The sequence below is a fragment of the Mangrovicella endophytica genome (assembly GCF_002893625.1).
In the GTDB taxonomy this organism is placed as follows: Bacteria; Pseudomonadota; Alphaproteobacteria; order Rhizobiales; family Rhizobiaceae; genus Mangrovicella; species Mangrovicella endophytica.
Map to the genome: position 1 here is coordinate 1 of NZ_PKMZ01000008.1, position 26,428 is coordinate 26,428.

The 26,428-nt window shown below is 68.7% G+C and carries 27 protein-coding genes; 12 read left to right on the forward strand and 15 right to left on the reverse strand.

Annotated elements, in window-relative coordinates; genetic code table 11:
* Window positions 1-197 precede the first annotated feature (197 nt).
* On the reverse strand, window positions 198-1,076 hold the full coding sequence (locus C0R46_RS15575; RefSeq protein ID WP_102960589.1) for an alpha/beta fold hydrolase: 879 nt from the start codon (window positions 1,074-1,076) through the stop codon (window positions 198-200).
* 119 nt (window positions 1,077-1,195) lie between these two features.
* Between C0R46_RS15575 and C0R46_RS15580 the strand changes: the two genes are divergently transcribed.
* A complete protein-coding gene (locus tag C0R46_RS15580; protein WP_102960590.1) occupies window positions 1,196-1,999 on the forward strand; it encodes an exodeoxyribonuclease III in 804 nt (267 codons plus the stop codon).
* A 31-nt stretch (window positions 2,000-2,030) separates the two neighbouring features.
* Here the strand turns inward: C0R46_RS15580 and C0R46_RS15585 are convergent, their stop codons facing one another.
* Together C0R46_RS15585 and C0R46_RS15590 are read right to left on the reverse strand one after the other, a co-directional pair.
* On the reverse strand, window positions 2,031-2,357 hold the full coding sequence (locus C0R46_RS15585; protein WP_102960591.1) for a putative quinol monooxygenase: 327 nt from the start codon (window positions 2,355-2,357) through the stop codon (window positions 2,031-2,033).
* A complete protein-coding gene (locus C0R46_RS15590) occupies window positions 2,354-3,175 on the reverse strand; it encodes a helix-turn-helix domain-containing protein (RefSeq protein ID WP_198598374.1) in 822 nt (273 codons plus the stop codon). The genes C0R46_RS15585 and C0R46_RS15590 overlap by 4 nt, the downstream gene beginning before the upstream one ends.
* Window positions 3,176-3,353: 178 nt before the next feature.
* Between C0R46_RS15590 and hutI the strand changes: the two genes are divergently transcribed.
* The 5 genes from hutI (at window position 3,354) to C0R46_RS15615 (ending at window position 9,173) form a co-directional block, all read left to right on the forward strand.
* The gene (hutI, locus tag C0R46_RS15595; RefSeq protein ID WP_102960593.1) at window positions 3,354-4,607 is read left to right on the forward strand and encodes an imidazolonepropionase; all 1,254 of its coding nucleotides are present in this window, start codon (window positions 3,354-3,356) and stop codon (window positions 4,605-4,607) included.
* Window positions 4,604-6,145, forward strand: coding sequence for a histidine ammonia-lyase (gene hutH, locus C0R46_RS15600; RefSeq protein WP_102960594.1), 1,542 nt, complete (start codon window positions 4,604-4,606; stop codon window positions 6,143-6,145). Before hutI ends, hutH begins: the two co-directional genes overlap by 4 nt.
* Window positions 6,142-6,951, forward strand: coding sequence for an N-formylglutamate deformylase (hutG, locus tag C0R46_RS15605; protein WP_102960595.1), 810 nt, complete (start codon window positions 6,142-6,144; stop codon window positions 6,949-6,951). The genes hutH and hutG overlap by 4 nt, the downstream gene beginning before the upstream one ends.
* Window positions 6,948-8,621, forward strand: a complete 1,674-nt coding sequence (gene hutU, locus C0R46_RS15610) for a urocanate hydratase (RefSeq protein ID WP_102960596.1) — start codon at window positions 6,948-6,950, stop codon at window positions 8,619-8,621. Before hutG ends, hutU begins: the two co-directional genes overlap by 4 nt.
* A 198-nt stretch (window positions 8,622-8,819) precedes the next feature.
* Window positions 8,820-9,173, forward strand: a complete 354-nt coding sequence (locus C0R46_RS15615) for a RidA family protein (RefSeq protein ID WP_102960716.1) — start codon at window positions 8,820-8,822, stop codon at window positions 9,171-9,173.
* A gap of 69 nt (window positions 9,174-9,242) precedes the next feature.
* On the opposite strand, the gene hutC is transcribed toward C0R46_RS15615, so the two are convergent.
* The 4 genes from hutC to C0R46_RS15635 form a co-directional block, all read right to left on the reverse strand.
* Window positions 9,243-9,977, reverse strand: a complete 735-nt coding sequence (gene hutC, locus C0R46_RS15620) for a histidine utilization transcriptional repressor HutC (RefSeq protein WP_102960717.1) — start codon at window positions 9,975-9,977, stop codon at window positions 9,243-9,245.
* Between the two features lie 109 nt (window positions 9,978-10,086).
* Complete coding sequence (locus tag C0R46_RS15625; protein ID WP_102960597.1) at window positions 10,087-11,442, reverse strand: formimidoylglutamate deiminase; 1,356 nt, start codon at window positions 11,440-11,442, stop codon at window positions 10,087-10,089.
* Between the two features lie 235 nt (window positions 11,443-11,677).
* Complete coding sequence (locus C0R46_RS15630) at window positions 11,678-12,139, reverse strand: cyclic nucleotide-binding domain-containing protein (RefSeq protein WP_102960598.1); 462 nt, start codon at window positions 12,137-12,139, stop codon at window positions 11,678-11,680.
* Between the two features lie 214 nt (window positions 12,140-12,353).
* On the reverse strand, window positions 12,354-13,037 hold the full coding sequence (locus tag C0R46_RS15635) for a response regulator transcription factor (protein WP_102960599.1): 684 nt from the start codon (window positions 13,035-13,037) through the stop codon (window positions 12,354-12,356).
* A gap of 186 nt (window positions 13,038-13,223) precedes the next feature.
* Here C0R46_RS15635 and C0R46_RS15640 point away from each other — a divergent pair, with 186 nt between their 5' ends.
* Entirely contained in the window at window positions 13,224-13,682 is a 459-nt protein-coding gene (locus tag C0R46_RS15640; protein ID WP_342586518.1) for a L,D-transpeptidase family protein, read from the forward strand.
* Between the two features lie 81 nt (window positions 13,683-13,763).
* Complete coding sequence (locus C0R46_RS15645) at window positions 13,764-16,070, forward strand: FdhF/YdeP family oxidoreductase (RefSeq protein ID WP_102960601.1); 2,307 nt, start codon at window positions 13,764-13,766, stop codon at window positions 16,068-16,070.
* 79 nt (window positions 16,071-16,149) lie between these two features.
* Here the strand turns inward: C0R46_RS15645 and C0R46_RS15650 are convergent, their stop codons facing one another.
* The 8 genes from C0R46_RS15650 to tsaD all read right to left on the reverse strand — a co-directional run bounded on the left by C0R46_RS15650 (window position 16,150) and on the right by tsaD (window position 20,930).
* Window positions 16,150-16,476, reverse strand: coding sequence for a helix-turn-helix domain-containing protein (locus tag C0R46_RS15650; protein WP_102960602.1), 327 nt, complete (start codon window positions 16,474-16,476; stop codon window positions 16,150-16,152).
* The gene (locus C0R46_RS15655) at window positions 16,469-16,840 is read right to left on the reverse strand and encodes a type II toxin-antitoxin system RelE/ParE family toxin (RefSeq protein WP_102960603.1); all 372 of its coding nucleotides are present in this window, start codon (window positions 16,838-16,840) and stop codon (window positions 16,469-16,471) included. The genes C0R46_RS15650 and C0R46_RS15655 overlap by 8 nt, the downstream gene beginning before the upstream one ends.
* 116 nt (window positions 16,841-16,956) lie before the next feature.
* The gene (locus C0R46_RS15660; RefSeq protein WP_102960604.1) at window positions 16,957-17,625 is read right to left on the reverse strand and encodes a class I SAM-dependent methyltransferase; all 669 of its coding nucleotides are present in this window, start codon (window positions 17,623-17,625) and stop codon (window positions 16,957-16,959) included.
* Window positions 17,626-17,704: 79 nt separating this feature from the next.
* Window positions 17,705-17,920 carry a DUF3072 domain-containing protein gene (locus C0R46_RS15665; protein WP_102960605.1) on the reverse strand — a complete coding sequence of 72 codons (216 nt, stop codon included), beginning with the start codon at window positions 17,918-17,920 and terminating at the stop codon, window positions 17,705-17,707.
* Between the two features lie 85 nt (window positions 17,921-18,005).
* Window positions 18,006-18,455 (reverse strand): EVE domain-containing protein, encoded by a 450-nt coding sequence (locus C0R46_RS15670; protein ID WP_102960606.1) that lies wholly within the window; start codon window positions 18,453-18,455, stop codon window positions 18,006-18,008.
* 11 nt (window positions 18,456-18,466) lie between these two features.
* Window positions 18,467-18,757, reverse strand: a complete 291-nt coding sequence (locus tag C0R46_RS15675) for a YciI-like protein (protein ID WP_102960607.1) — start codon at window positions 18,755-18,757, stop codon at window positions 18,467-18,469.
* Window positions 18,758-18,864: 107 nt separating this feature from the next.
* Window positions 18,865-19,845 carry an NAD(P)H-dependent glycerol-3-phosphate dehydrogenase gene (locus C0R46_RS15680; RefSeq protein WP_102960608.1) on the reverse strand — a complete coding sequence of 327 codons (981 nt, stop codon included), beginning with the start codon at window positions 19,843-19,845 and terminating at the stop codon, window positions 18,865-18,867.
* Window positions 19,842-20,930 (reverse strand): tRNA (adenosine(37)-N6)-threonylcarbamoyltransferase complex transferase subunit TsaD, encoded by a 1,089-nt coding sequence (gene tsaD / locus C0R46_RS15685; protein ID WP_102960609.1) that lies wholly within the window; start codon window positions 20,928-20,930, stop codon window positions 19,842-19,844. The genes C0R46_RS15680 and tsaD overlap by 4 nt, the downstream gene beginning before the upstream one ends.
* Before the next feature lie 206 nt (window positions 20,931-21,136).
* Between tsaD and hemC the strand changes: the two genes are divergently transcribed.
* From hemC to C0R46_RS15705, 4 genes are all read left to right on the forward strand, one after another.
* The gene (hemC, locus tag C0R46_RS15690; protein WP_102960610.1) at window positions 21,137-22,081 is read left to right on the forward strand and encodes a hydroxymethylbilane synthase; all 945 of its coding nucleotides are present in this window, start codon (window positions 21,137-21,139) and stop codon (window positions 22,079-22,081) included.
* A gap of 17 nt (window positions 22,082-22,098) precedes the next feature.
* The gene (locus tag C0R46_RS15695) at window positions 22,099-22,797 is read left to right on the forward strand and encodes a uroporphyrinogen-III synthase (RefSeq protein ID WP_102960611.1); all 699 of its coding nucleotides are present in this window, start codon (window positions 22,099-22,101) and stop codon (window positions 22,795-22,797) included.
* Window positions 22,798-22,935: 138 nt separating this feature from the next.
* Window positions 22,936-24,879, forward strand: coding sequence for a COG4223 family protein (locus C0R46_RS15700; protein WP_157944666.1), 1,944 nt, complete (start codon window positions 22,936-22,938; stop codon window positions 24,877-24,879).
* An 8-nt stretch (window positions 24,880-24,887) separates the two neighbouring features.
* Complete coding sequence (locus C0R46_RS15705) at window positions 24,888-26,396, forward strand: heme biosynthesis protein HemY (RefSeq protein ID WP_102960613.1); 1,509 nt, start codon at window positions 24,888-24,890, stop codon at window positions 26,394-26,396.
* Window positions 26,397-26,428 lie beyond the last annotated feature (32 nt).

The window sequence follows — 26,428 nt, forward strand, 5'->3', positions numbered from 1 at the left end:
CGCCGGGCGCCCACTTTGTCGGCTCGTCTCGGCCGTAGCCCCGCTACGACCTTCGCGAGCCTCCGCGTGGATCACCACGGCGAACCGCCAAACAGAGCGATCCCGTGTTCGCCGGAAATGCTCTAAGGGAAAAGCGCCGGACCCGCCCCGGCGCATCCTGCTGCAGATCGGCTGCCTGCAGCCGCCGATCCGTCGCGTCAGTCGAAGAAGTCCCGCAAGGCCGCCAGCGTTTCGCCCGGCGCCTCCTCCGGCAGGAAGTGGCCGCAATCGATCTCCCGGCCGGTGACGCTGTCGCACCACTCGCGCCAGACCGTCAGGGGCGGACGGCCCTTGGCCGGCGTTCCCGCGCTGCCCCAGAGGACGAGCATCGGCGCCTTGATGCGCCGACCGAGGTCGCGGTCGGCAATGTCGAGGATCCGGTCGATCGTAGCGCCCGCCCGGTAGTCCTCGCAGGCCGCATGGATACGCTCCGGCTGCCGGAAGGCGGCGCGGTATTCCGCCAGCGCCTCCGGGCGGAAGACCTCCAGCGACTTCTTCTTCGTCCAGCTCCTGATCGTCCATTCGAGGTAGAAATCCGGCTCGTGGCCGATCAGGCGCTCCGGCAGCGGCTCGGCCTGTGCGAGAAACGGCCAGTGGTAACTTGTCAGGGCGGCCTTCCAGTCCATCTCGCCCCAGGTCTCCAGCGTCGGCACGACGTCGAGCACGGCGAGCTGCGAGACGCGCTCAGGATGGTCGAGGGCAAGACGGTAGGCAACGCGCGCGCCACGGTCGTGGCCGGCGACGGCGAAGCGCTCGAAGCCGAGCCCGGCCATCACCGCCACCATGTCGGCGCCCATCCGGCGCTTGGAATAGCCCTCGCCACCCGAACTCGCCGGCGCCTCGGAGCGGCCGTAGCCGCGTAAGTCCGGCACCACCACCCTGTGCCGGTCCGTCAGTCCCGGCGCGACGTCGGCCCAGAGCGCGCCGGTCTGCGGATAGCCGTGCAGGAGGAGCAGCGGCGATCCTGATCCGGCGATGCGGCAGTGGATCGCAGCGCCGTCACCGGCCAGAGTCTTCGTCTCGAAATCCTCGAACATCGCCGATCTCCCAATCCGTGCGGGAAGAGGAGCATAGGGCGGGCGCCACGCGGGTCACCGGGCTTGCTCCATGCCGCCGCAGCCGGCACAAGCGGGGCACCTGCCATGCCGGATCGCCCATGCCCTTCACCATCGCCACCTGGAACATCAACTCGGTGCGGCTGCGCCTGCCGATCGTGGAGCACTTCCTGCGGACCCGCCAGCCGGACGTCCTCTGCCTGCAGGAAACCAAGTGCCCGAACGAGTTCTTTCCGCACGCGGCCTTCCACGCGCTCGGCTACGACCATGTCGCCATCCATGGGCAGAAGGGGTACCACGGCGTTGCCACCATCTCGAAGCTGCCCTTCGAGGATATCGTGCGGCAGGATTTCTGCGCCATCGGCGACGCGCGGCACCTGTCGGTGCGCCTGCGGGCCGGGGGCAAGCGCCTGCGCGTCCACAATTTCTACGTTCCGGCCGGCGGCGACGAGCCGGACCGCACGATCAACGTGAAGTTCGGCCACAAGCTCGACTTCATCGAGGAGATGCGGCTGACCAATGCCGAGGCGGAGCCCGGCGTTTCCTCGCTGCTCCTCGGCGATCTCAACATCGCGCCATTCGAAAACGACGTCTGGTCGCACAAGCAGATGATCAGAATAGTCTCGCACACGCCCGGCGAATGCGAGGGGCTCTTGAAGATCGTCGCCGACGGCAACTGGGTCGACCTGATGCGCGCCCACTTCCCGATGGAGGAGAAGGTCTTCACCTGGTGGAGCTATCGGGCGAAGGACTGGCTCGCCTCCAATCGCGGCCGAAGGCTCGACCATATCTGGGGCTCGAAGGACCTCGTGCCGCATCTCGCCGATGTCACCGTCCTCTCCGAAGCGCGCGGCTGGGAGCGCCCGTCCGATCACGTGCCGGTGCTGGCGACACTGGATATCTGAGCCAGCTGTGGTGGCTGCGCTGCCGGCGCCCTCAGCCCGCCAGGACACCCGCCGCGGCGACATCCTGGCGCAGCGGCGTCCAGACACCGATGTCGCGCGGGCGCTCCAGGAGCTCCGGCAGTGCGGCGTGCCACGCCTCGCGATAGGGCCGGGCAAGCTGCACCTCGACGACGTCCTCATGGTCTGCCCAGCTCTCCAGCAGGAGGAAGCGGCAGGGATCGCCCGGATCGGCGTGAAAGGCGGCGCTGCGAAAGGTCGTCTCGCCGCGCATGGCATCGAGAACGCCGTTCAGGAGCGCGAGAAAGCGTTCGCGTTCCGTCGGGCGGACCTGGAAGGTGATGAGATAGCTGACGCTCACGGGCGTTCTCCTGCGATCAGGGCCGCACGCGTCTGCGCGTCGGCGGGATAGAAGCACTCCAGCGTCAGCTCGCTCAGCGTCACATCGTTGGCGGTGCCGAAGACGGTGGTGGTGGACAGGAAGGAGAGCGTTGCGCCGGAGGCCGGGTCGGTCATCACCAGCGGCACGGCGATAGCGCTCGGTCCCGCAGCAGGCCTCGGCCCGGGCGGGTGCGGCAGTGCTGCCAATTCGTCATGCAGCGCCAGCAGCTTCGCATCGCCTGCGGCTTCCGCTTCGAAGCGCAGCCGCGTCAGAAGGTGGTGGCGCCAAGCCGCCAGGTTGACGATCCGCGGCGCCAGTCCACGCGGATGCAGGCTGAGGCGCAGCACGTTCACCGGCGGCGCCAGCAGCGGCGCGGCGATGCCGGCCAGCAGCCGCCCGACGGCCGCATTGGCGGCAACGAGCGTCCAGCTCCGATCCACCGCCAGGGCTGGAAAGGGATCGTGAGCCGCCAGGATCGTCTCCACGGCCTCACGCGCGGCTGCGAGGGCGGGTGCGTCCAGCGGCCGTTCGGGATGAGCCGGCGCGTAGCCGCCCGCCAGCATCAGCCGGTTGCGCTCGCGCAGCGGCATGTCCAGCCGCTCGGCAAGACGCATCAGCATGTCGCGGCTCGGGTTGGCGCGACCGCTTTCCACGAAGCTGAGATGGCGGGTGGAGATCTCGGCTTCGCAGGCAAGGTCGAGCTGGCTGAAGCGGCGCCGGGTGCGCCACTGCCGAAGCAGGGTGCCGACGGTGTCGGCCGCGGTGGTGGTCGAACTTTCGGAAGCGGAGATCGTCATGCGCGGGAGAATACAGGCGCCGCGCGGCAGGGCCATTACCTGCGAGGTCATCGTCAGGCGGATCGGGCGCTGTGCTTTGGAGTAGCCCCGCCAGACAGAGCGTGGCAGCCGCGTTCAGCCTTGCCATGCCCGCTATTATGTCTATACATTTGCCATGACGGGCTGAGAGGTCAAGACCATGCACGACGCCGCATCGACGGACGGGACGCAGCTGGGACGCTGCCTGTGGCGCAATGCCCGCCTTGCGACCCTGGCTTCGGATCAGGCGGGGCTCGGCGTCGTCGAACGCGGCGCGATCCTGGCAAAGGACGGCCGCATCGTCTTTGCCGGACCTGAAAGCAAGCTGCCGGCTGAGCTTGCCGCCGGCGTGCCGGTCGTCGATCTGGAGGGCCGGCTGGTCACGCCGGGCCTCATCGACTGCCACACGCATATCGTCCATGGCGGCCACCGCGCCCGCGAGTTCGAGATGCGGCTCGATGGCGCCAGCTACGAGGAGATCGCCCGCGCCGGCGGCGGCATCGTCTCCTCCGTCTCGGCGACCAATGCGCTGGATGTCGATGGGCTGGTGGCGGCCTCGCTGCCGCGGCTCGACGCGCTGCTCGCCGAGGGCGTCGGCACGGTCGAGGTGAAGTCCGGCTACGGCCTCTCGATCGAGGGCGAGCTGCGCATGCTGCGCGCGGCCCGAGCGCTGGAAACGGTGCGCCCGGTCCGGATCGTCACCTCCTATCTCGCCGCACATGCGACGCCGGCTGCCTATCGCGGCCGCAACGATGCCTATCTCGACGAGGTCGTGCTGCCGGGGCTCGACCAGGCCCGTGCGGAGGGGCTGGTCGATGCGGTCGACGGCTTCTGCGAGGGGATCGCCTTTTCGCCGGCGGAGATCGCCCGCGTCTTCGATCGTGCCAAGGCGCTGGGCCTGCCGGTGAAGCTCCACGCCGAGCAGCTGTCCGATCTCGGCGGCGCCAAGCTCGCCGCCTCCTATGGCGCGCTATCGGCCGATCATCTGGAGTATCTCGGCGCGGACGGCGTCGCCGCAATGGCGGCGAGCGGCACGGTGGCGGTGATCCTGCCCGGCGCCTTCTATGCCATTCGCGAGACGCAGAAGCCGCCGATCGCCGCGCTCCGTCAGGCCGGCGTTCCGATCGCGCTCGCCACCGACTGCAATCCCGGCACGTCGCCGCTGACCTCGCTGCTCCTCACCATGAACATGGGCGCGACCTTCTTCGGCCTGACCGTCGCCGAGTGCCTTGCGGGCGTCACCCGCGAGGCGGCACGGGCGCTCGGCCTGGCCGCCGAGATCGGCACGCTCGAACCCGGCAAGGCGGCCGACCTCGCGGTCTGGAACGTCGAGAGCCCGGCCGAGCTCGTCTACCGCATCGGCTTCAACCCCCTGCACCAGCGCATCTTCGCCGGCGAAAGAGTGTCCTCATGACCATCACCCTGCATCCTGGCCGCGTCACCCTTGCCGATCTCCAGGCGATCTACTGGAACGGCGCGGCGGCGCGGCTCGACACATCTGCCGACGCCGCCATCGAGGCGGGTGCCGCGAAGATCGCTGAGGTCGCCGGCGGCGACGCGGCCGTCTACGGCATCAACACGGGCTTCGGTAAGCTCGCCTCGATCCGCATCGAGGCGAACGACGTCGCGACGCTGCAGCGCAACCTCATCCTGTCGCATTGCTGCGGCGTCGGCGCGCCGCTGCCCGAGGCCGTCGTGCGGCTGATCATGGCGCTGAAGCTCGTCTCGCTCGGCCGCGGCGCCTCCGGCGTGCGGCTGGCGCTGGTGCGTCTGATCGAAGGCATGCTCGAGGCGGGCGTGACCCCGATGATCCCCGAAAAGGGCTCGGTCGGCGCCTCCGGCGATCTCGCGCCGCTCGCCCACATGTCGGCGGTGATGATGGGCGAGGGCGAGGCCTTCTTCCGCGGCGAGCGGCTCTCCGGCCGGGAAGCCCTGGAGCGCGCGGGCCTCCGGCCGGTGGTGCTGGCGGCCAAGGAAGGGCTGGCGCTGATCAACGGCACGCAGGCCTCCAATGCGCTGGCGCTCGCCGGCCTCTTCCGCGCCCACCGCGCGGCGCAGGCGGCGCTGATCACCGGCGCGCTGTCCACCGACGCGGCGATGGGCTCGACCGCACCGTTCCATCCCGAGATCCACACGCTGCGCGGCCACAAGGGCCAGATCGACGCCGCCGCGGCGCTGCGCGGTCTCCTCGCCGGTTCGGCGATCCGCGAAAGCCATGTCGAGGGCGATGAGCGCGTGCAGGACCCGTATTGCCTGCGCTGCCAGCCGCAGGTCGGCGGCGCCTGCCTCGACATCCTCGCGCAGGTCGCGCGCACGCTGACGATCGAGGCGAATGCGGTGACCGACAACCCGCTGGTGCTGTCCGACGGCAGCGTCGTTTCCGGCGGCAACTTCCACGCCGAGCCGGTCGCGTTTGCGGCGGACCAGATCGCACTCGCCGTCTGCGAGATCGGTGCCATCGCGCAGCGGCGCATCGCGCTGCTCGTCGACCCCGCGCTCTCCTACGGACTGCCGGCCTTCCTCACCGGCGCGCCGGGGCTCAACTCCGGCCTGATGATCGCCGAGGTCACCTCGGCGGCGCTGATGAGCGAGAACAAGCAGATGGCGCACCCGGCCTCGGTGGATTCGACGCCGACCTCCGCCAACCAGGAGGACCACGTCTCCATGGCCTGCCATGGCGCGCGCCGGCTGCTGGCGATGACGGAGAACCTCTTTTCCATCATCGGCATCGAGGCGATTGCGGCGGCCGAAGGCGTCGGCTTCCGCCGGCCGCTGGAGACGAGCCGGGAGCTCGGCAAGGCGATCGCGGCTTTGCGAACCGTCGTGCCGGCCCTCGGCAACGACCGCTACCTTGCGCCCGACCTTGCCGCCGCGACCGAGCTCGTCGCCACCGGCGGCCTGACGGCCAGCGTCTCGGCCGCGCTGCTGCCGGTGCTGGAGGGCACGGCGTGAGCGTCGTCACCGTCTCGCGCGGCACCTCGCCCGTCATCCTCGCCTGTCCGCATGTCGGCACCGAGCTGCCTGCGGCGGTCGCGGACCGGCTGGATGCCAATGGCCGTCTGCTGGCCGACACCGACTGGCACATCGACCGCCTCTATGACGGCCTCCTGCCGAATGCCACCACCGTCTGCGCGACCTTCCACCGCTATGTCATCGACGCCAACCGCGATCCGGAGGGCGTCAGCCTCTATCCCGGCCAGAACACCACCGGGCTAATTCCGGAAACGGACTTCGACGGCGTGCCGATCTGGGCGAAGGGCGCAGGGCCGACGCAGGACGACACGGCCGAGCGCCTTGCGGCCTTCCACGCGCCCTATCATGCAGCGCTCGCCGCCGAGATCGCCCGCGTGAAGGCGATCCACGGCGTTGCGGTTCTCTATGACTGCCATTCGATCCGCTCGACCATTCCGTTCCTGTTCGAGGGGCGGCTGCCGGACCTCAACATCGGCACGGCCAGCGGCACGAGCTGCGCGCCGGCGATCGAAGCGGCGGTGGCGCGGCATGCTGCGGCGGCCGAGGGCTACACCAGCGTCCTCAATGGCCGCTTCCTCGGCGGCTGGACGACGCGCCACTACGGCCGCCCGAGCGACGGCGTCCACGCCATCCAGATGGAGATCGCCCAGTCCGCCTATCTCGCGACGGAGGCCGTGCCCTTCGCCTATGACGAGGCCAAGGCAGAGCGCCTGCGCGCCGTCCTGAAAACCATCCTCACCGACATTGAAGCCATCGCGCTGACACTCAAGGATCAGAGTGCATGACCAACCCGCGCCACAACATCCGCGAAGTCCGCAGCCCGCGCGGCACCGACCTCAATGCCAGGAGCTGGCTGACCGAGGCGCCGCTCCGGATGCTGATGAACAATCTCGATCCGGACGTCGCCGAGAACCCCAACGAGCTCGTGGTCTATGGCGGCATCGGCCGCGCCGCCCGAACCTGGGACGACTTCGACAAGATCGCCGCAACGCTGAAGACGCTCGGTGACGAGGAAACGCTGCTGGTCCAGTCCGGCAAGCCGGTCGGCGTGTTCCGCACCCACAAGGATGCGCCGCGCGTCCTGATCGCCAATTCCAACCTGGTGCCGCACTGGGCGACCTGGGACCACTTCAACGAGCTCGATAAGAAGGGGCTGGCCATGTACGGCCAGATGACCGCCGGCTCCTGGATCTATATCGGCACCCAGGGGATCGTGCAGGGCACCTACGAGACCTTCGTGGAGGCCGGCCGCCAGCATTACGGCGGCAGCCTCAAGGGCAAGTGGATCCTGACCGGCGGCCTCGGCGGCATGGGCGGCGCACAGCCGCTGGCGGCGGTGATGGCCGGTGCCTCGTGCCTTGCGGTCGAGTGCAACCCGGATTCGATCGAGTTCCGCCTGCGCACCCGCTACCTCGACGAGAAGGCGGAGACGTTGGACGAGGCCATGGAGATGATCGACCGCTGGACGAAGGCGGGCGAGGCGAAGTCCGTCGGCCTTCTCGGCAATGCCGCCGAGATCCTGCCGGAAATGGTCAAGCGTGGCATCCGGCCGGACATGGTCACCGACCAGACCTCGGCGCACGACCCGGTCAACGGCTACCTGCCGCTCGGCTGGTCGATGGCCGAATGGCGCGAGAAGCGGGAGAGCGATCCGAAGGCGGTGGAGAAGGCGGCACGCGCCTCCATGCGCATCCATGTGGAGGCGATGCTCGCCTTCCACGCGGCCGGTATTCCGACGCTCGACTACGGCAACAACATCCGCCAGGTCGCCAAGGATGAGGGGCTGGAGAACGCCTTCGACTTCCCAGGCTTCGTGCCGGCCTATATCCGCCCGCTGTTCTGCCGCGGCGTCGGTCCCTTCCGCTGGGCGGCGCTGTCCGGCGATCCCGAGGATATCTACAAGACGGACGCCAAGGTGAAGGAGCTCCTGCCGGACAATGCGCATCTCCACCGCTGGCTCGACATGGCGCGCGAGCGCATCGCGTTCCAGGGCCTGCCGGCGCGGATCTGCTGGGTCGGGCTCGGCGACCGCCACAAGCTCGGCCTTGCCTTCAACGAGATGGTGCGCAACGGCGAGCTGAAGGCGCCGCTGGTGATCGGCCGCGATCACCTCGATTCCGGCTCGGTCGCCTCGCCGAACCGCGAGACGGAAGCCATGAAGGACGGCTCCGACGCCGTGTCGGACTGGCCGCTCCTCAACGCGCTCCTCAACTGCGCCTCGGGCGCCACCTGGGTGTCGCTCCATCACGGCGGCGGCGTCGGCATGGGCTATTCGCAGCATTCCGGCATGGTGATCTGCTGCGACGGCTCGGAGGATGCCGACCGGCGCATCGAACGTGTCCTGTGGAACGACCCGGCGACGGGCGTGATGCGCCATGCCGATGCCGGCTATGACATCGCGCTCAACTGCGCGCGCGAGCAGGGGCTGCGGCTGCCCGGCATCCTGGGCAACTGACCGGACTTTCCCGACGATCGAGGCGCCGGCTGCGTCGCCGGCGGCTCGATGCGATGGGCAGCACGCCGGCCGTCGCTCACCGACATACGGTCCGTCGTGCAGCGTGGCTTCGACGATGCCTTGACGCTTGGCGCCCGCTCGCCCATTCCCGCTCGTGCACGGTCCCGTGCGGCCGAGACAGCCATTCAGGAGTTCACCATGTTCCCAGCGATCAACCGCATCGACCCCGGCAAGCGCATGAGCGACGCCGTCGTCTATAACGGCTTCGTCTTTGTCGCCGGCCAGGTCGGCGAGGCCGGCGCCGACATCACCGAGCAGTGCCGCACGGCGCTCGCCGCGGTGGACGAGGCGCTGGAGAAGGCGGGCACCGACAAGTCGCGCATCCTGCAGACGACGATCTGGCTCGCCGACATGGCCGACTTCGCCGCCATGAACGCGGTTTGGGAGGAGTGGGTGGTGCCGGGCCAGACGCCGGCCCGCGCAACGGGCGAGGCAAAGCTCGCCGACCCCAGCTACAAGGTCGAGTTCATCGTGATCGCCGCGGCGAAGTAAGCCGCGGACTTAGGTCGGCGGCGCCTGCCGCCGGCCTTCAGACTGTCAGCATTTGGCGAAACGCTGCCCTCAGCTCGCCGGCGTGAAGCGGGCGAGGAGCGTGTGCCGGTCGCCGGGATAGGTGAAGCGCACATGCGTCACCGGCCCGGCGCCCCGCCAGGTGCGGCGTTCGATGACGAGGCAGGCGGTGCCGCGGGCGATCTCCAGCCGTGCCGCCACGCCCGGCGACGCCCCGATGGCGCTGATCCGGTGCTCGGCGCTGCTCCAGGGCACTTGGGCAAGCAGCCAGTGCCCCGGCGCGAGCTCGGAAAAATCGGTGTCGCGCGCGTCCGGCACGGTTTCCAGCGCGATCAGCCGCTCCTCCAGGCAGAAGGGTTGCGCCCCCGCGCTGTGGAGGCAGGTGACATCGAGGATCGGCGCCCCTTGCGCCACGTCGAGACGAATGCCGTCCTCCGCCTTTGCCCGCCGCTCGGAGCGCTCGATCAGCGCGTAGCCATAGGCGAGATTCAGCGACTGCACCTCGGCACGGATGTCATGGATCTCGAGCACCGCCGACTGCGCCACCGGCCGCGTGACCACCGTGCCGGCCTTCTTCTTGCGCTCGACGAGCCCGGCGCGCGCCAGCTGCGTCAGAACCTTGTTCACGGTCATGCGCGAGCAGCCGTATTGCGCCGCCAGATCGATTTCGGAGGGGATGCGGGTCCCTGGGACCCACGCGCCCGAGACGATCTTCCCCTCGATGTCGCCGAGGATGCGCCCGTGGAGCGTCGCGTCTCGTTCCGCCGGTTCCACCGCAGCCCCCATCGTCATCCCGGCAGCCTCAGGCTCCCATGCGGCGCCGTGCCGCCGAGCGGGTGCTAGCATGGGGGCAGGGCGCGGCAAAGCGCGAGCGTGGGAGCGGAATCGGCGGCCCTTATGCGGGGTCCCTGGCCAACAGGCGCGTCATGGTCTGGCGGAAGCGCCGGTCGACCGCCTCGCGGTTCACGTGCCGTCCGCCTTCGACCTGCTTACGGCCGCGCACCCAGACGCCGTCGACCGCGATGCCGCCGGCGAAGATCCAGTGGTCGAGGATGGCCTCGCGCGGCAGGTAGGCGACGGCGCCGGCGTCCAGCGAAACGAGATCGGCGGAGTGGCCGGCTGCGATCCCCGCTGACGCGCCGAGCGCCATCGCGCCGCCGGAGATCGCCCGATCGAACAGCATCCGACCCGTCGAACCTCCGGGCTCGGCCACCACATTGCGCGCGCGCCTGTCGATGCGTGCCGAATATTCGAGCTGACGGAGTTCGCCGGGCACCGTGATCATGACGTTGGAGTCCGAGCCGACGCCGTAGCTGCCGCCGCTTTCGAGGAATGCGTCGATCGGGAAGGCACCATCGCCGAGATTGGCCTCGGTGATCGGGCAAAGGCCGGCGACGGCCCCGCTCAGCGCCATGCGGCGGGTTTCGTCTTCCGTCATATGGGTGGCATGGATCAGGCACCAGCGGGTGTCGACCGGCGCATGGTCGAGCAGCCACTCCACCGGGCGGGCGCCGGACCAGGCGAGGCAGTCCTCGACCTCCTTGACCTGCTCGGCGACATGGATGTGGATCGGGCCGCCGGCGGCGAGGGGAAGAATGGCCTGAAGATCCTCAGGCGTCGCCGCGCGCAGGCTGTGCGGGGCGATGCCGAGGACGGCGTCAGGCAGGCGCGCGGTCACCGCACGGCAGCCGTCGACCAGGCGCGCATAGGCCTCGGCATCATTGATGAAGCGGCGTTGACCCTCGACCGGCGCACCGCCGCCGAAGCCCGATCGGGCATAGAAGACCGGTAGCAGCGTCAGTGCGATGCCGGTTGCCTCGGCGGCCGCGCCGATGCGCTCGGCCATCTCCGCTATGTTGCCATAGACACTGCCGTCGCGATCGTGATGCAGGTAGTGGAACTCGCCGACGCGGCCGAAGCCGGCCTCCAGCATCTCCATGTAGAGCTGCGCGGCGACCGCCTCGACGTCATCCGGATCCATGCCGAGGGCAAAGCGGTACATGACGCTGCGCCAGCTCCAGAAGCTGTCGCTTCCCGGGCCCCGCGTTTCCGTCAGACCGGCCATGGCGCGCTGGAAGGCGTGACTGTGGAGGTTCGGCAGCGCCGGCACGAGCAACTCCGCCCGTGCGTCGGCCGGCTCTGCTGCCGCCCCTGCGGTCACGGAGCGAACGATGCCGTCCTCGATCTCCAGCCGCACGTCATCAGCCCAGCCACCGGGCAGGAGCGCGGAGCGCGCGTGGATCGCCGTCATGTCCAATCTCCATGAGCGGGACGATGAGCATCGCCGCTCGTACCATCCTGCTTTTATGTATAGACATTTTTGTGGACGGCCAAGCCTCGGGCGGCACGTCGGGGCACATCGAAAGGATGGTTCACGGGTCGGTGCTCTGTCCGAGCAGCCTGCTGATGTGCTTGCCGTCGTATGACGATGGCGATGCTGCGGTTGCGACCAAGGGCGGCATCAAGCGCACAAGGCGTCGATGGCTCTACGCTTCGTCGTCGAACCGGGGCTGCAGCGCGACGATCTTGCCCGTCAGCGCCGCGAGATCGCTGGCGATGCGCTCGTGCAGGGAAACGGCAAGCTCCGGATACTCCTCCAGCATGCGCCGGAAGATCTGCCGGGTGACGCGGATGACGTCGCAGTCCGTTGCGGTAACCGCGGTTGCTGGGCGCCGCGTCTCGGTGATCAGGGCGAGTTCGCCGAGCAGCGTGCCGGCGCCGCAGCGCGCCACCACCTTCTCGGCCTCCCCTTCGCCACGCAGGAGCAGCACCTCGCCGCGGACCACAACGAAGCCGGCATCGGCCCTGGCGCCGGTGCGGAACAGGATCTCGCCCTCGCGCAGCCGCCGATGCTCGGCGCCAAAGGCGAGAAGCCGGAGCTGATCAGTGGTCAGGTCCTCGAAGAGCGGGACTTCCCGGAGCACCGCGATGTCGCTTTCGAGGCTCATGCCCGCGGTAATGCTCCCCTTGCGGCGGCCCGTCCCGGCCAGCCAGCGAATCGCCTTGGCTATCGCCCGCGATCGTCCCCGCTGAAGCTATAGCCAGCCGCTCTCACGAAGAGAACCGGCAAATGCCTGTATGGCAGGCGTTTTCCGGCATTCCAGCACCGCTGCGGATGGAGCCGGATCCCCGTGTCCGGCCTGCCGCAGCGTCATTGTCCCGTCAGGGCATCAACTTGTAGCCGCCGGACTCCGTGACGATTATGCGGGCGTTCGACGGATCCGGCTCGATCTTCTGCCGCAGCCGGTAGACATGGGTCTCCAGCGTGTGGGTCGTGACGCCGGAATTGTAGCCCCAGACCTCCTCCAGCAGCGTGTCGCGGGTGATCACCCGGCGATCGGCACGGTAGAGATAGCGGATGATCGCCGTCTCTTTCTCGGTCAGGCGGATCTTGCCGCCCTTGTCGTCAAGGAGGATCTTCTGGCTGGGCTTGAAGATGTAAGGGCCGACCTGGAAGGTCGCATCCTCGCTCTGCTCGTGCTGGCGCAGCTGCGCGCGGATGCGGGCCAGCAGCACGGCGAAGCGGAAGGGCTTGGTGACGTAGTCGTTGGCCCCCGCCTCGAGCCCAAGAATCGTGTCGGATTCCGAATCCTGGCCCGTGAGGATGATCACCGGCGCCTTGAAGCCGGACTTGCGCAGCACCTTGACGGCCTCGCGGCCATCCATGTCGGGCAGGCCAACGTCCATGACCACCAGGTCGACCAGACCGCTGCGCGCGGCGTTGATGCCCTTGGCGGCATTCGACTCCTGTGAAACATTGAACTCTTCGTGGAGCGAGAGCTGCTCGGCCAGGGTCTGCCTCAGGTCGTCATCGTCGTCGACGATCAAGATGCTGCGTGCACTCATGGCTAAATTTCGTCAGGCTCCCTTGGCGCCGTTCTGATCGGCAGCTTATCGATGCCGCCAAAAACAGCAACGCGCGAGATTAAATAGGAGAGATCACCGGAACGTCATGGGGAAATCTGCAATTTGAACATGTTTGTCGTTCGCCGCAGTCCGCTCGATCCTCGACGCGGGATCTTACGTGCGGGGGTGCTTTCGATCTTCTGCGCTCTTGGCCGCTCCGGCACCACAATCCGCAAGCGCGAAGGCGACGGTGGAACGCCGGTCGCAGCAATGTCGCTTCTCTCCGCCTTCCGCCGCTCCGGGCGCCTGCCGGGCTTGCGAAGCACACTGCCGTCACGCATGGTCCGCGAGAGGGTCGACGGCTGGTGCGATGCCCCGACCCACCCGGCCTACAACCGTCCTGTTCGTCTGCCGTTCCCGGCGAGCACCGAGAGCCTTGCACGGCCGGATCGCCTCTACGACTTCGCCGTGGTGCTCGACTGGAACGTCAGGCAGCGCGCCCGCCACCGCGGCAGCGCCATCTTCCTCCACATCGCCAGGCCGGACTATGCGCCGACGGAAGGCTGCGTCGCCGTCTCGCCACGGGACATGCTGCGGCTGGCACCGCACTTACGCAAAGGCGCGACTTTGCGCGTGTGCCGTTAGGTCGCGCGGCGGAACCGTGCCGTCCCGCGCTTCATTGACCCCATGCGGCGGGGTCGCCGCGTCAGCAGATGAGGCAGCGCCATGCGTCGCAGCGAGATCGAGGACGAGGTCGAAGTCGAGGCCTACGAGCATCCGTCGGGTGGTTGGGGATCGCTGAAGTCTGTCGCCAAGTTCGCCATCGAAGAAGGACTGGCGGCCTCGTCGATCTGGGCGACGCTGGCCCGGCAGAACAAGCCGGACGGCTTCATGTGCGTGTCCTGCTCATGGGCCAAGCCCGCTGAGCCGCATGTCGCCGAGTTCTGCGAGAATGGTGCCAAGGCAACGATCTGGGAGCAGACCAAGAAGCGCTGCGACCGCGCCTTCTTCGCCCGCCACCGCGTCGCCGAGCTCCTGGATTGGACCGATCACGAGCTGGAGAAGCAGGGCCGTCTGACGACGCCGATGCGCTACGACAGGACGCTCGACCAGTATATCCCCGTGACCTGGGAGGCCGCCTTCCAGGAGATCGGCGCCGAGCTGAAAGCGCTCGATCCCAATTCCGTGGTCTTCTACACCTCAGGCCGCGCCTCGCTGGAAACCGCGCACATGTACCAGCTGTTCGCCCGCATCTACGGGACGAACAACCTGCCGGATTCCTCCAATATGTGCCACGAATCGACCTCAGTCGGTCTGCCGGAGTCGATCGGCTCGCCGGTCGGCACGGTGACGCTCGAGGACTTCGAGCATTGCGACATGATGTTCTTCTTCGGGCACAACACCGGCACCAACGCGCCGCGCCTGCTTCACCCGCTGCAGGAGGCGCGCAAGCGCGGCGTGCCGGTCTACAGCTTCAATCCGATCCAGGAGCGGGGCCTCGTCCGCTTCAAGAACCCGCAATCGCCGACGGAGATGCTGTCGCCGGAGCCCGGCACCAAGATGTCGAGCGAGTTCTTCCAGGTGCGCGGCGGCGGCGACGTCGCCGCCATGACCGGGATCGCCAAGGCCGTGCTGGCGCTGGACGACGCAGCGATTGCAAGCGGTGCACCGCGTGTCCTCGACACGGCCTTCATCGAAGAGCACTGCCACGGCTTTGCGGAATTCGAAGCCTTTGTGCGTGCGAGCGACTGGGCAACGATCGAGCGCTGTTCCGGGCTGCCGCGCTCTGATCTGGAAGAAGTCGGCCGGGTCTATGCTCGCTCCAATGCGGTGATCGGCCATTACGGCATGGGTCTGACCCAGCACCGCCACGGCATCGACAACGTGCAGATGCTCTGCAACCTCCTCCTGATGCGCGGCAATATCGGCAAGAAGGGCGCCGGCATCTCGCCGATCCGCGGCCATTCCAACGTGCAGGGCCAGCGCACCGTCGGCATCTCGGAAAAGCCCGAGCTGGTGCCGCTCGACAAGCTCGCAGACTTCTACCGCTTCGAGCCGCCGCGGGAGAAGGGGCTGGATACGGTGGAGGCCTGCAAGGGGATCATCGACGGCTCGGTGAAGGCCTTCGTCGCGCTTGGCGGCAACTTTGTGCGCGCCGTGCCGGAAACGGAACTGATGGAGAACGCCTGGCGGCACATGCGCCTCAGCGTCCAGATCGCCACCAAGCTCAATCGCAACCACCTGATCCCGGGTGAGGTCACCTATCTCCTGCCCTGCCTCGGCCGGATCGAGCGCGACGACCAGGCGAGCGGACCGCAGACGGTGTCGATGGAAGATTCCACCGCCTGCATCCATTCGTCCAAGGGATGGCGGCCACCGGCATCGCCGGAGCTCTTGTCCGAGCCGAAGATCGTCGCCGAGCTCGCTAAGGCGACGGTGGCCGGCAAGGCCGACGTGCCGTGGGACGAATGGGTCGGCGACTATGCCAAGGTGCGCGACGCGATCGAGCGCGCCTACCCCGACGACTTCAAGGACTTCAATGCCCGCTTCACGACGCCGGGCGGTTTCCACCGTGACCTCAAGGCCTGCAAGCGCATCTGGAAGACGGAAACCAAGAAGGCCAACTTCAAGGTGCCGAATGACTTCGACAGCGACCCGGACATCCAGACGGATGGTGACAAGGTGCTGTCGCTGATCACGCTACGCTCCAACGACCAGTTCAACACCACGATCTACGGCTATGACGACCGCCTGCGCGGTGTCTCCGGCTCGCGCATGGTGCTCCTGATGAACCGCGAGGACATGGACCGGCTGGGCCTCGAGGATCAGGATCTTGTCGATGCCGAGACGCATGCCGACGACGGCGTTGAACGCCGGGTGAAGGGCTTGCGGGTGCATGGCTTCGACCTGCCGAAGGGCAATGTCGGCGGCTATTACCCCGAGCTCAACCGGCTGATCCCGCTTTGGCACCATGCCGAGCGCAGCCATGTGCCGGCGGCGAAAGCGGTGCCGATCCGTATCGTCCGGCATTGAGGAAAGTGAGGCGGGCCACAGCGCCCTGCTGTTGTCTGCCAGATCCACTCTGCGGTGATTTCGCGAGGGGTGCGGGCCACTACAAGATCGCGTCGACTCCCTTTTTGTGCGCCAGTGACAGGAGCTTGAGCGACGGCCCGCTCGGCCGCTTCTCCCCTTGCTCCCACTTGCTGACGATCGACGTGCTGACGTTCAGTACCTGAGCGAAGACTGCCTGGCTCATCTGGGCCGCTTCACGGATCTGGCGAATGGAATTAGCGTCGAGGTCCTCGATCGTGGTCAGGCAAGCGGCATCAAAGCGTCGCATCGTCTTCTGATCTACGGCGCCGACCTTCCTAAGACCCTCGACTGCTTCATGAGCCGATCGCAATGCATCACTGCGGTAGGCTCGCTTTGCCTTAACCATGCTCAACCTCTACCCACTCCCCTGCTGAAAGCAGGGCGGTGATGTGTGTGACATCCAAGCCGACGAGGACATGCGCGAGATCGCGATAGATATCTAACTCGTCGTCCGACAAGTTTGCCTTCGAGCTCTTCGCAAAGAGATGAACGAACACTATCCGATCCTTGATCTTGTGTACGATGATCGCACGATAGCTTCCCGCGCGACCTCCCGAACCCTGAGAGATCCGCTGCTTGACGAGATGTGCGCCAAGATCGGCGTCGATGCTGCCAGCGACAAGGCGATCGACAGCCTTCCTCAGTTCCTTGTCCGTGAGGCCCGCCTTACGCGCGTCGCGGCTGAACCTCTTCGTCTTGAAGACCCGCATGCCACACTCGCGGGAGAGATCAACCAAGCGATCCTGAGGCGAGCTCACCAAGTCGCACAGAATTCACTATACCACGTGGTGACATGATTCAACGGATAAGAGGCCGTTGCGACGCATCATGCATTCAACCACCGCCATACCGTAGTGCGCTTGATCTCGGCATCTTCCAATGCGCGGGTGACCGGCACCTCATAGGTCGCCAGCGGCTCCATGCGCTCGCGCGGCAGGTAGGCCCGGCCTGGATCGCCGACGAGGATCTCGGCGCCAGCTGCCGCAAGCCGCTCGAACCATGGCACGATGGCGCGGGTCATGCCGGCGTCGAAGAAGACGTCGCCCGCCAGGAGAAGGTCGGCATCCACCGGCTTGCCCACGGGATCGGACGACGAGAATGCGACCTCGACGCCGTTAAGCTCGGCATTCAGTTGGACGGCGTCGGCACAGAAGGGATCGATGTCCACCGCCAGCACCGAAGCCGCGCCGCCTCTGGCGGCTGCAATGGCGACGAGGCCGGAGCCGGTGGCGAAATCGAGGACGTGCCGATGCTGCACAATGACGAGACGGTCAAGGACATAGCGGGCAAGCGCCTGGCCACCGGCCCAGGCAAAGGCCCAGAAAGGCGGTGGCAGGCCGATCGCCTCCAGCTCGCCTTCCGTCTTCAGCCAGAGATCATGCGCCTCGTCGGCGAGATGCAGCCGGATTTCCGGCACATGCGGCGACGCCATCACCGCCGTGTTGGCGCGGATGAAGTCGGCCGGCGACAGGCCTCCCGCGAGCCGCCGTGTCATATCGAAAGAACGGCGGCGGGGTGGCCGCTGCCGAACTTGTCGATGCCGGCGAAAGCCGGCAGGCCGGGCTTAGGACCAATCAGGCGGTCTTGACGCGGCTGCTCTCGTGGCGCAGCTCGTCGATCAGCTTGGAGGCGTCCGCCTTGCTCAGGGACTCGTCGAAGGTGTGGCCGGTCTCCTCGCAGAGCGTCTTCAGATAGGAGCTCTGCGCACCGGTCATCGGCTCGCCGCCGGTGGTCCAGTCGTCCGGATCCTTCTCGGTATTGGAGGTCGTCTCCACCTTGGGATTGCTCATGGTCGGCTCCGTCACAGGGCGCGCGAGCCGGGATGGGCCGCGCGCATTTGTTCAGGAAATGTTCTGCACTCGGCATGGTTCCGTCTCAGCCGGCGGGCGGCGCCATCACGGTTTGCGGATCGAGCCCGCCGAGGGTGCAGATCAGCCGGAACTCGGCCTCCGCCACCGGCTGCACCGACAGGCGCGAATTGTTGACGAGCACCATGTCCTTCAGCCGCGGCTCGGCCTTGATGGCGTCCAGCGTCACCGGCTGCGGCACATCGGCGACCGCGCGCAGATCCACGCACTCCCAGCGCGGATCATCCTTGGCGGTGGAGTCCGGATGGGCGGGCGCGGCCACTTCGACGATGCCGACGACGGCCTTGCCCTCGTTGGAATGGTAGAAGAAGCCGCGGTCGCCGACTGCCATCTCCCGCATGAAGTTGCGGGCCTGGTAATTGCGCACGCCGTCCCACTCCTGGCCCTTCTCACCCGCCGCCTTCTGGCGTTCCCAGGACCATTTGAACGGCTCGGACTTGAACAGCCAGTAGCGCATGACAGACAGCCTCAGGCGGCGTCGGGATTGTTCAGCGCCCAGTTCCAGCGCTGCACGGTGACGCTGGCGAACAGGCCGGCCTGCGCGTAAGGGTCGCGCTCGGCAATCGCCTGCGCCTCGGCCCGGTCCGCCGCGTCGATCATGACGAGGCTGCCAACCGGCTTCTCGTCGTCATTCAGGAAGGGGCCGGCGAATTTCAGCTTCGGCCCCAGACCCTTCAGATGCTCGACATGCGCCGGACGCACGTTCATGCGCAGCTCGACGGAGTTGGGCTTGTCTTCACAGATCAGAGCGAACAGCATGGCAGCACCTTCCGGCCTTCAAACGATGTGCGCTGCCTAGAGCCTTTCAGGGCTAGATGGAAGCGGCCTGCGGCGATGATGAAGGGCCGGCGATGCGCGGGGGCTCTTCACTCGACCTCCCGCTTCAGCGGACGCGCCAGCAGCTGGCGGACGGCATCGTCCACCGAGAGCCGATCCTCGAGGATGGCTGCGACGGCGCCGATGATCGGCGCCTCGATGCCGCGCTCGGCGGCCAAGCGTGCGGCGACCGCTGCGGTGTAGACGCCCTCGGCGAGTTTCAGGCCGTCTCGGCCCTCGCCCCGTCCGAGCGCCAGACCATAGGCGAAGTTGCGGGACTTTTCGCCGGAGCAGGTCAGGACGAGATCGCCGAGGCCGGAGAGGCCCATCAGCGTCTCCGGCTTTGCGCCAAAGGCTTCGCCGAGGCGGCGCAGTTCGACGAAGCCGCGGGTGACGACCGCCGCCAGCGCCGAGGCGCCGAGGCCGCGCCCCGCAACGGCACCGGCCGCGATGGCAAGGACGTTCTTCAGGGCGCCGCCCGCCTCGACGCCGCGCAGATCGGTGGTGGAATAGCAGCGGAAGGTTTCGGCGGAGAGGCGCTGTGCAAGATCGTCGGCAAGCGCTGCCTCGCCGCAGGCGAGCGTCACCGCTGTCGGCAGCCCGCGGGCGACGTCATCGGCGAAGCTCGGGCCGGAAAGGACGGCGACCGGCGCATCCGGCAGCGCGGCGGCGAGAACCTCAGAGGCAAAGCGGCCGCTCGCCTGCTCGATGCCCTTGGAGCAGATCACCGCCGGCGCCGCGGCCGGCCAGTGCGGCTGCAGCGTGGCCGCGACATCGGCCAGCGTCTGCGCTGGCACAACAAGCAGAACGGCGTCGGCCGCCCGCAGCGCCTCGGCCGCATCGCCCGTGGCGCGGAGCTGCGGCGACAGGGCGACTTCCGGCAGATAGCGCTCGTTGCGGTGCGTCCGGTTGATGGCTTCCACCTGCACAGGGTCGCGGGCGAGCAGCGTCACGGCGTGGCCGGTACCGGCATAGAGCGTGGCAAGCGCCGTGCCCCAGGCGCCCGCGCCGACGATGGCGATGCGGCTCATGCCTTGGCTCCCCGGCGGCCGAAGCCGACCAGCGGCGCCGCCGTCTCGTCCAGCGGCCAGCGCGAACGCACCGGCGCGTCGAGCGCGCTTCTGATCCCGGCCTCGAAGCGTTCCAGCCCGGCATAGGCGATCATCGCGGCATTGTCGGTGCAGAGCGCCAGCGGCGGCGCGACGAGGCGTGCGCCGGCCTTCGCCGCTTCGGCCTCCAGCGCGGCGCGGATCGTTCGGTTGGCGGCAACGCCACCGGCGACGGTCAGAACCGGTTCGGCGAGTTCCGGATAGGTCGCCTTGAAGCGCTCCAGCGCGCGGCGGATACGGTCGGCGAGGCTTTCCGCCGCGGCGGCCTGGAAGCTGGCGCAGAGATCGGCGACGTCCGCCTCGCTCAACGGCGCGGCTGCAACGGCCGCCTGGCGCACGGCGGTCTTCAGGCCGGAGAAGGAGAAGTCGAGCCGTCTCTCGCCCTTCATCGGGCGGGGCAGGGGGAAGCGGCGCGGATCGCCGTCCGCAGCGCGGCGCTCGACATTGACGCCGCCCGGATGCGGCAGCGACAGGAGCTTCGCCGTCTTGTCGAAGGCTTCACCCAGCGCATCGTCCACCGTCGTGCCCCAGCGCTCGTAGGCGCCGAGGCCGCGGACGAGCACGATCTGGGTGTGGCCGCCGGAAACCAGGAGGAGGAGGTAGGGATAGGCCACGGCGTCGGTGAGGCGTGGCGTCAGCGCATGGCCTTCGAGATGATTGACGGCGATGAAGGGAAGCCCGCGCGCGGCGGCTATGGCCTTCGCTGTCATGGCGCCGACGATGAGCCCTCCGATCAGGCCGGGGCCGGACGTCGCCGCGACGGCGGAGAGATCGTCGAACCCGACCGCGGCTTCGCTGAGGGAAGCACGTATTAGGCCATCGAGTGCCTCCACATGCGCCCGCGCGGCGATCTCCGGCACGACGCCCCCGAAGGCTGCATGCTCCTCCACCTGGCTCAGCACGACGTTGGACAGGATCTGCGGCGCGCCGTCCGGCGCGCGGCCGACCACGGCGGCCGCGGTCTCGTCGCAGCTCGTCTCGATGCCGAGGATCAGCCGGGTCGTCACGCTTGAATTCCGCCTTCTGCCGTCGTCGCACCAGCGCAATAGCCGAGCCCGGCGCGCTTCGCCACCTCGGGTGGGATGAACCGAACGACCGAGCCGTTGATCTGAGCTCAACCGGTCACGCGTTGATCTCGCGCATTCCCATCCTCTAAAGCAGGCTGCAAAAGCGGCTGGCATGGCCGATCATCGGCGAGGCGGAGCGAGACACTATGGGCGGTACTGCACCCATCCGCATCGGAACGCGCGGCAGCCAGCTGGCGCTGGCGCAGGCGAGCGAGGTGCGCTCGCGGCTGATGGTGGCCCACGGGCTGGACGAGAGCGACTTCGAGATCACCGTGATCTCGACCTCCGGCGACCGCATCCTCGACCGGCCGCTATCGGAAGTCGGCGGCAAAGGCCTCTTCACCAAGGAGATCGAGGAAGCCCTGCTCGACAAGCGCATCGACATTGCCGTGCATTCCTCCAAGGACATGGCGACGCTGATCCCGCCGGGGCTCTACCTCTCTGCCTTCCTGCCGCGTGAGGATGTGCGCGACGCCTTCATCGGCCGCGCCGCCCCGACGATCGCGGAGCTGCCGCAGGGCGCGCGGGTAGGATCGGCCTCGCTGCGCCGGCAGGCGCTCCTGAAGCGGATGCGGCCGGATCTCGAGGTCGTGACCTTCCGCGGCAACGTGCAGACGCGGCTGCGCAAGCTGGACTCGGGCGACGTCGATGCGACGCTGCTGGCGCTTGCCGGCCTCAACCGCATGGCGATGGCCGATGTCGCGACAGAGATCCTGCCCGTCGACAGCTTCCCGCCGGCACCGGGGCAGGGCGCCATCTGCATCGAGAGCCGGCTCGGCGACGAGCGCACGGACGGGCTGGTGGCGGCGATCTGCGACGCGCCGACCGCCACGGCGCTGGCTGCCGAGCGGGCGTTCCTGGCCCGCCTTGATGGCTCCTGCCGCACGCCGATCGCCGCGCATGCGACGCTGTCGGGCGATACGCTCAGCCTGCACGGCATGATCCTAACGCCGGACGGCACGCGGCTGCACGAGACGAGGCTGACCGGCCTTGTCGCCGATGCGGCGCGGCTCGGCGAGGAGGCGGGGCGCCAGGTGCTGGACGAGGCGGGCGCCGCGTTCTTTGCCGGCTGGGCCGGCTCGGTCCGCTAAGGCGGTACCGGCCTGAGATGGCGCGCGTCCTGATCCTGCGGGCAGACGAGGACATCGCCGCGACGGCGAAGCGCCTCATTTCGGCCGGGCACGTGCCGCTCAGTCTCCCGCTGCAGGCAATCGTGCCGCTGGAAACCCTGCCACCGGCGGTGGAATCCGGCTGCTTTGCGGTCACCAGCCGCCATGCCGTACCCGCCCTTGCGCAGCACTTTGGTGGCGACACACGGACAATCTATGCGGTCGGCGCGGCAACGGCAGAGCGTCTGCAGGCAGCCGGCTTCGCCGATGTGCGGCCGGGCCCGGGCGATGCTGCGGCACTGGCAGAGACGCTGATCGATGCGGGCGAGAAGGGACCAATCCTCTATGTTGCCGGGCGCGAGCGAACCGGCCGTCTCGAAGCCGCGCTCGATCACGCGGGAATCGCCTGGACGCTGTGGGAGGTCTACGAGACGCGGCCCCTCCAGCCGTGCCGCGACGCGGTGGCGGCGGCTCTCCGTGACGGCCCGCCCGACGCGGTGATGATCCTCTCCGCTGCGCAAGCGGTTGCCTATGGCCGCCTTGCAGCCGCGATGCCCGATCTGCTGCCGCAGGCAACGCCGCTTCTCTGCCTGTCCGAGCGGATCGCGGCGGCGCTGCCGCCGCCGTTTCGCGGCGCCGCGGCAATTTCTGGCCGCATGGAACTCGGCGCGCTTTTCGAGAGGCTGTCCGAGACCTAGTTGATGCCTGCCGGCGGAGGTCCGACACTCCGCCGCACAGACCGATGCGGAATGCTGCGCGAGCGGCCGACGATCGGCGATCCTCATGCCATCGCCGTGCGTTCCCCGCGCGGCGAAGACGAACAACGGAGCTTATCGATGGCCAATCGTCCGCGGCATTCCCGGCCGAACAAGCCGACAACGACGATCGATCTCGACGCGGAGCGCAAGCCCGCTGCGGCAAAGTCTGCCGGATCGGCTGCGGCGGGAGCGGGGGCGAGCGACGTGGGCTTGTCGCCGGGCGAGGCGGATCTCGCCACCGGGCCGGAGGGTGTCGACCCGAGCGTCGAGACGTCAGGCTCGCCGGATCAGCCGACGGATGTGGTGGCCGCCGAGCGCGCCGACGCCGCAATCGCCGCTGGCGCCGGCGCCATCGAGCCGGTGGACGAGGCTGCGGCGGCTAAGCCTCTCGCGGATGCGGGCAATGTGAATGCCGGCGAGGAGGGCGCCCAGACCGCGGCGGCCTGGTCAAGCGACGATACGAGGACGCCGGGCACGGCAGCGTCGGATGAAAGGACATCTGACGCAGGCTTTGAGGCAGACCTGACGTCGGAAACGCCGCCGTCCGGCCAGACGCCCGGCGCGAGTGTGGATGAGCGCGACGCGGCGGCGATCTTTGCCGCGGACGAAGGTCTCGATCCCAGCGCCCTGCGCGATGCCGATCACGGTGGAGCGCGCAGCGCGGCCGACGATCTCGCGCTGTCGGCGGCCTCCCCGGACGTTCCCGACGTTCCCGACTACCATCCGACCTTTCCCAAGCGCGGCACCGCGCCTGTCGAGGATGTGCCGCCGGCGCGCGAGCCGTCGTCCGGAACGAGCTTCGGCACGGCCTTTGCCGCGGCCATTCTCGGCGCAGTGATCGCCCTGGCAGGCGGCGCCCTCCTGCAGAGCTATGGCGCGCTGCCGGCGCTAGGCACCCGAACCGTAGCCGAGGGCGAGCCGCAGACCTTTGCCGGCCGCGGCGAGCTGCAGCAGGTCTCCGGCGATCTGCAGACGCTGCGCGGGCAGGTGGAGCAGTTGCGCTCCGCGCAGGCGGCCGGCGGCGCCGGTGACGGTGCGACGACCGCTGATGTCACGGCGCTCGCCGACCGGCTGACAGCCCTGGAAAAGGCCGGCAGCGGCGCTGCAGCCGGCGGGGCCGCTGCGCTTTCGGCGACGCAGGGTCTTGCCGACCGTGCGCAAGGGTCGGCCACGGCGGCACAGTCGACGGCCGACCAGGCCGCGGCCGCCGCCAAGGGCGCGCAGGACAGCGCCAATGCCGCCCAGCAGGCGGCAGGGGCGGCTCAGCAGACCGCGCAGCAGGCGCAGGAGGCCGCCCGCGGCGCGCAAGGAACGGCCGACGAGGCCGGACGCGCCGCCCAGGCGGCGCAGGGCAGCGCCGATGCCGCCAAGGCGGCGGCCGACACCGCTACGCAGACCGCGACGGCCGCCCAGCAGAGCGCGGCGCAGTCCGCCGAGGCAATTGCGTCGGTCGAGGCGCGCATTGCCGCCGTCGAGGAGGCCAACCGCCAAGCCTCTGTGGCGCTTGCCGCAGCCGGTCTGAAGTCGGCCGTCGACCGCGGCGGGCCGTTCATGAACCAGCTGGAAACCTATGCCGCGGCGGCGCAGTCGCAGGACACCGTCGCTGCGCTCCGCGACTATGCGGCGGAAGGCATTCCAAGCCGCGACGCGCTGCTCGATCGGTGGGCGAGCGTGGAGGATGCGGTCCGCGCGGCGCTGGCACCGGCGCCGTCCACCGCCCCCGTTGGCGAACAGGTGCTGTCGGGCCTGCGCTCGCTGGTGCAGGTGCGCCCGGCGGGAACCGCGGCACCGGGCGCCGCGCCGGGGCCTGACGCTGCGGTGAACCACATGGACACGGCGATCAAGCGCGGCGACTATGCCGCCTTCCTGAAGGAGCAGGCGGCGCTGCCGGAGGCCGGCAAGGCCGCCAGCGCCGATTTCGCCGCGGATGTGAAGGCGCGCGAGGCCGCCGATCGCGTTGTCGACGAGGCCGTGGCGGGCGCGTTGCGCCCGGCGCCGGCTGCCAATGGTACCGAAGGCTGAGGACAGACATGCTGCGTATACTCGCCTTCTTTCTGATCGTTCTGGCTGCCGCCATCGGCTTTTCCTGGCTCGCCGATAATCCCGGCGAGGTGTCGCTGCTCTGGCAGGGCAGTGAAATCAGGGCGAGCTTCATGGTCTTCGTCATTGCGCAGCTGCTGCTGCTGACGGCTGTGGTGCTGGTGGTCTGGCTCATCCGGCTGTTCCTGAAGTCGCCGGACCGGATCGGCGGTTACTTCCGCCGGCGCAGCCGCGACCGCGGCTATCAGGCGCTGTCGTCGGGCATCATCGCGGCGGGGGCCGGCGACACCATCCTGGCGCGGCGGATGACCAAGCGCACGGAAAAGCTGCTGCGCGACCAGCGCGAGCCGCTGGTGCGTTTCCTCGACGCGCAGACCGCGATGATCGAGGGCGACCATCCACGTGCGCGCTCGGCCTTCGAGGCGATGGAGCGCGACCCCGAAACGCGGCTGCTGGCGCTGCGCGGCCTGTTCCTGGAAGCCGAGCGCACCGGCGATACGGTCGCCGCCCGCTCCTATGCCGAGCGCGCCGTGAAGATCGCCCCGCATGTGCCCTGGGCCGGCGGCGCCGTCCTGGAAGCGAAATCGCTCGCCGGCGACTGGGACGGGGCGCTGGAGATCCTGGAGGCGCAGAAGAACTCGCGGCTGATCGACAGCGCCGAATCGAAGCGGCGGCGTGCGGTGCTGCTGACCGCCAAGGCGATCGAGCTCGGCGACGGCGATCCGGCAGGGTCGCGCAGCGCCGCCATCGAGGCGCAGAAGCTCGCGCCGGACCTGACGCCGGCAACGGTGACCGCGGCGCGGGCCCTGTTCCGCCTCGGCGATCTCCGTCGCGGCAGCAAGGTTCTGGAGCGCGGCTGGACCGAAGCGCCGCATCCCGACATCGCGGCAACCTACATCCATGCCCGTCCCGGCGACTCGCCCGAGGACCGGCTGAAGCGTGCGCGCGTTCTGTATGACCTGCGCCCGACCCATGTGGAGTCGGATCTTGCCCTGGCGCAGGCCGCGCTCGAGGCCAAGGAGTTCGCGCTTGCCCGCAAGCACGCGCTCGCCGCGATTGCTTCTGAGCCGCGCGAAAGCGCCTTCCTGCTGATGGCGGATATCGAGGAAGAAGAAACCGGCGAGATCGGCCGCGTGCGCGAATGGCTCGGCCGGGCCATCCGGGCGCCGCGGGACCCGGCCTGGACGGCCGATGGCGTGGTTGCCCGCGAATGGGCACCGGTCTCGCCCGTCAGCGGGCGTCTCGACGCCTTCCAGTGGAAGGTGCCGGTGGAACGCGTCGGCGGCGATACGCTGATCACGGACGCGGCGCATCCCAGCATCGCCCTCGATTCCGATCGTCTCGATCGCCAGCCGGACGATGCCGCGGCGGACGACCTGGTGGCCGATCCCGGGATCTCCGATGGATCCGGCAGGTCGACCAATGGCGCAGCAGCGGCAGGCTTCAGCCAGACGTCGGCGACCGATCTGCTCGAGACGGGGCGGGAAGCGCAGCGCTGAGGCAGGTTGGTGCAGCTGATTGAGCCGCCGGC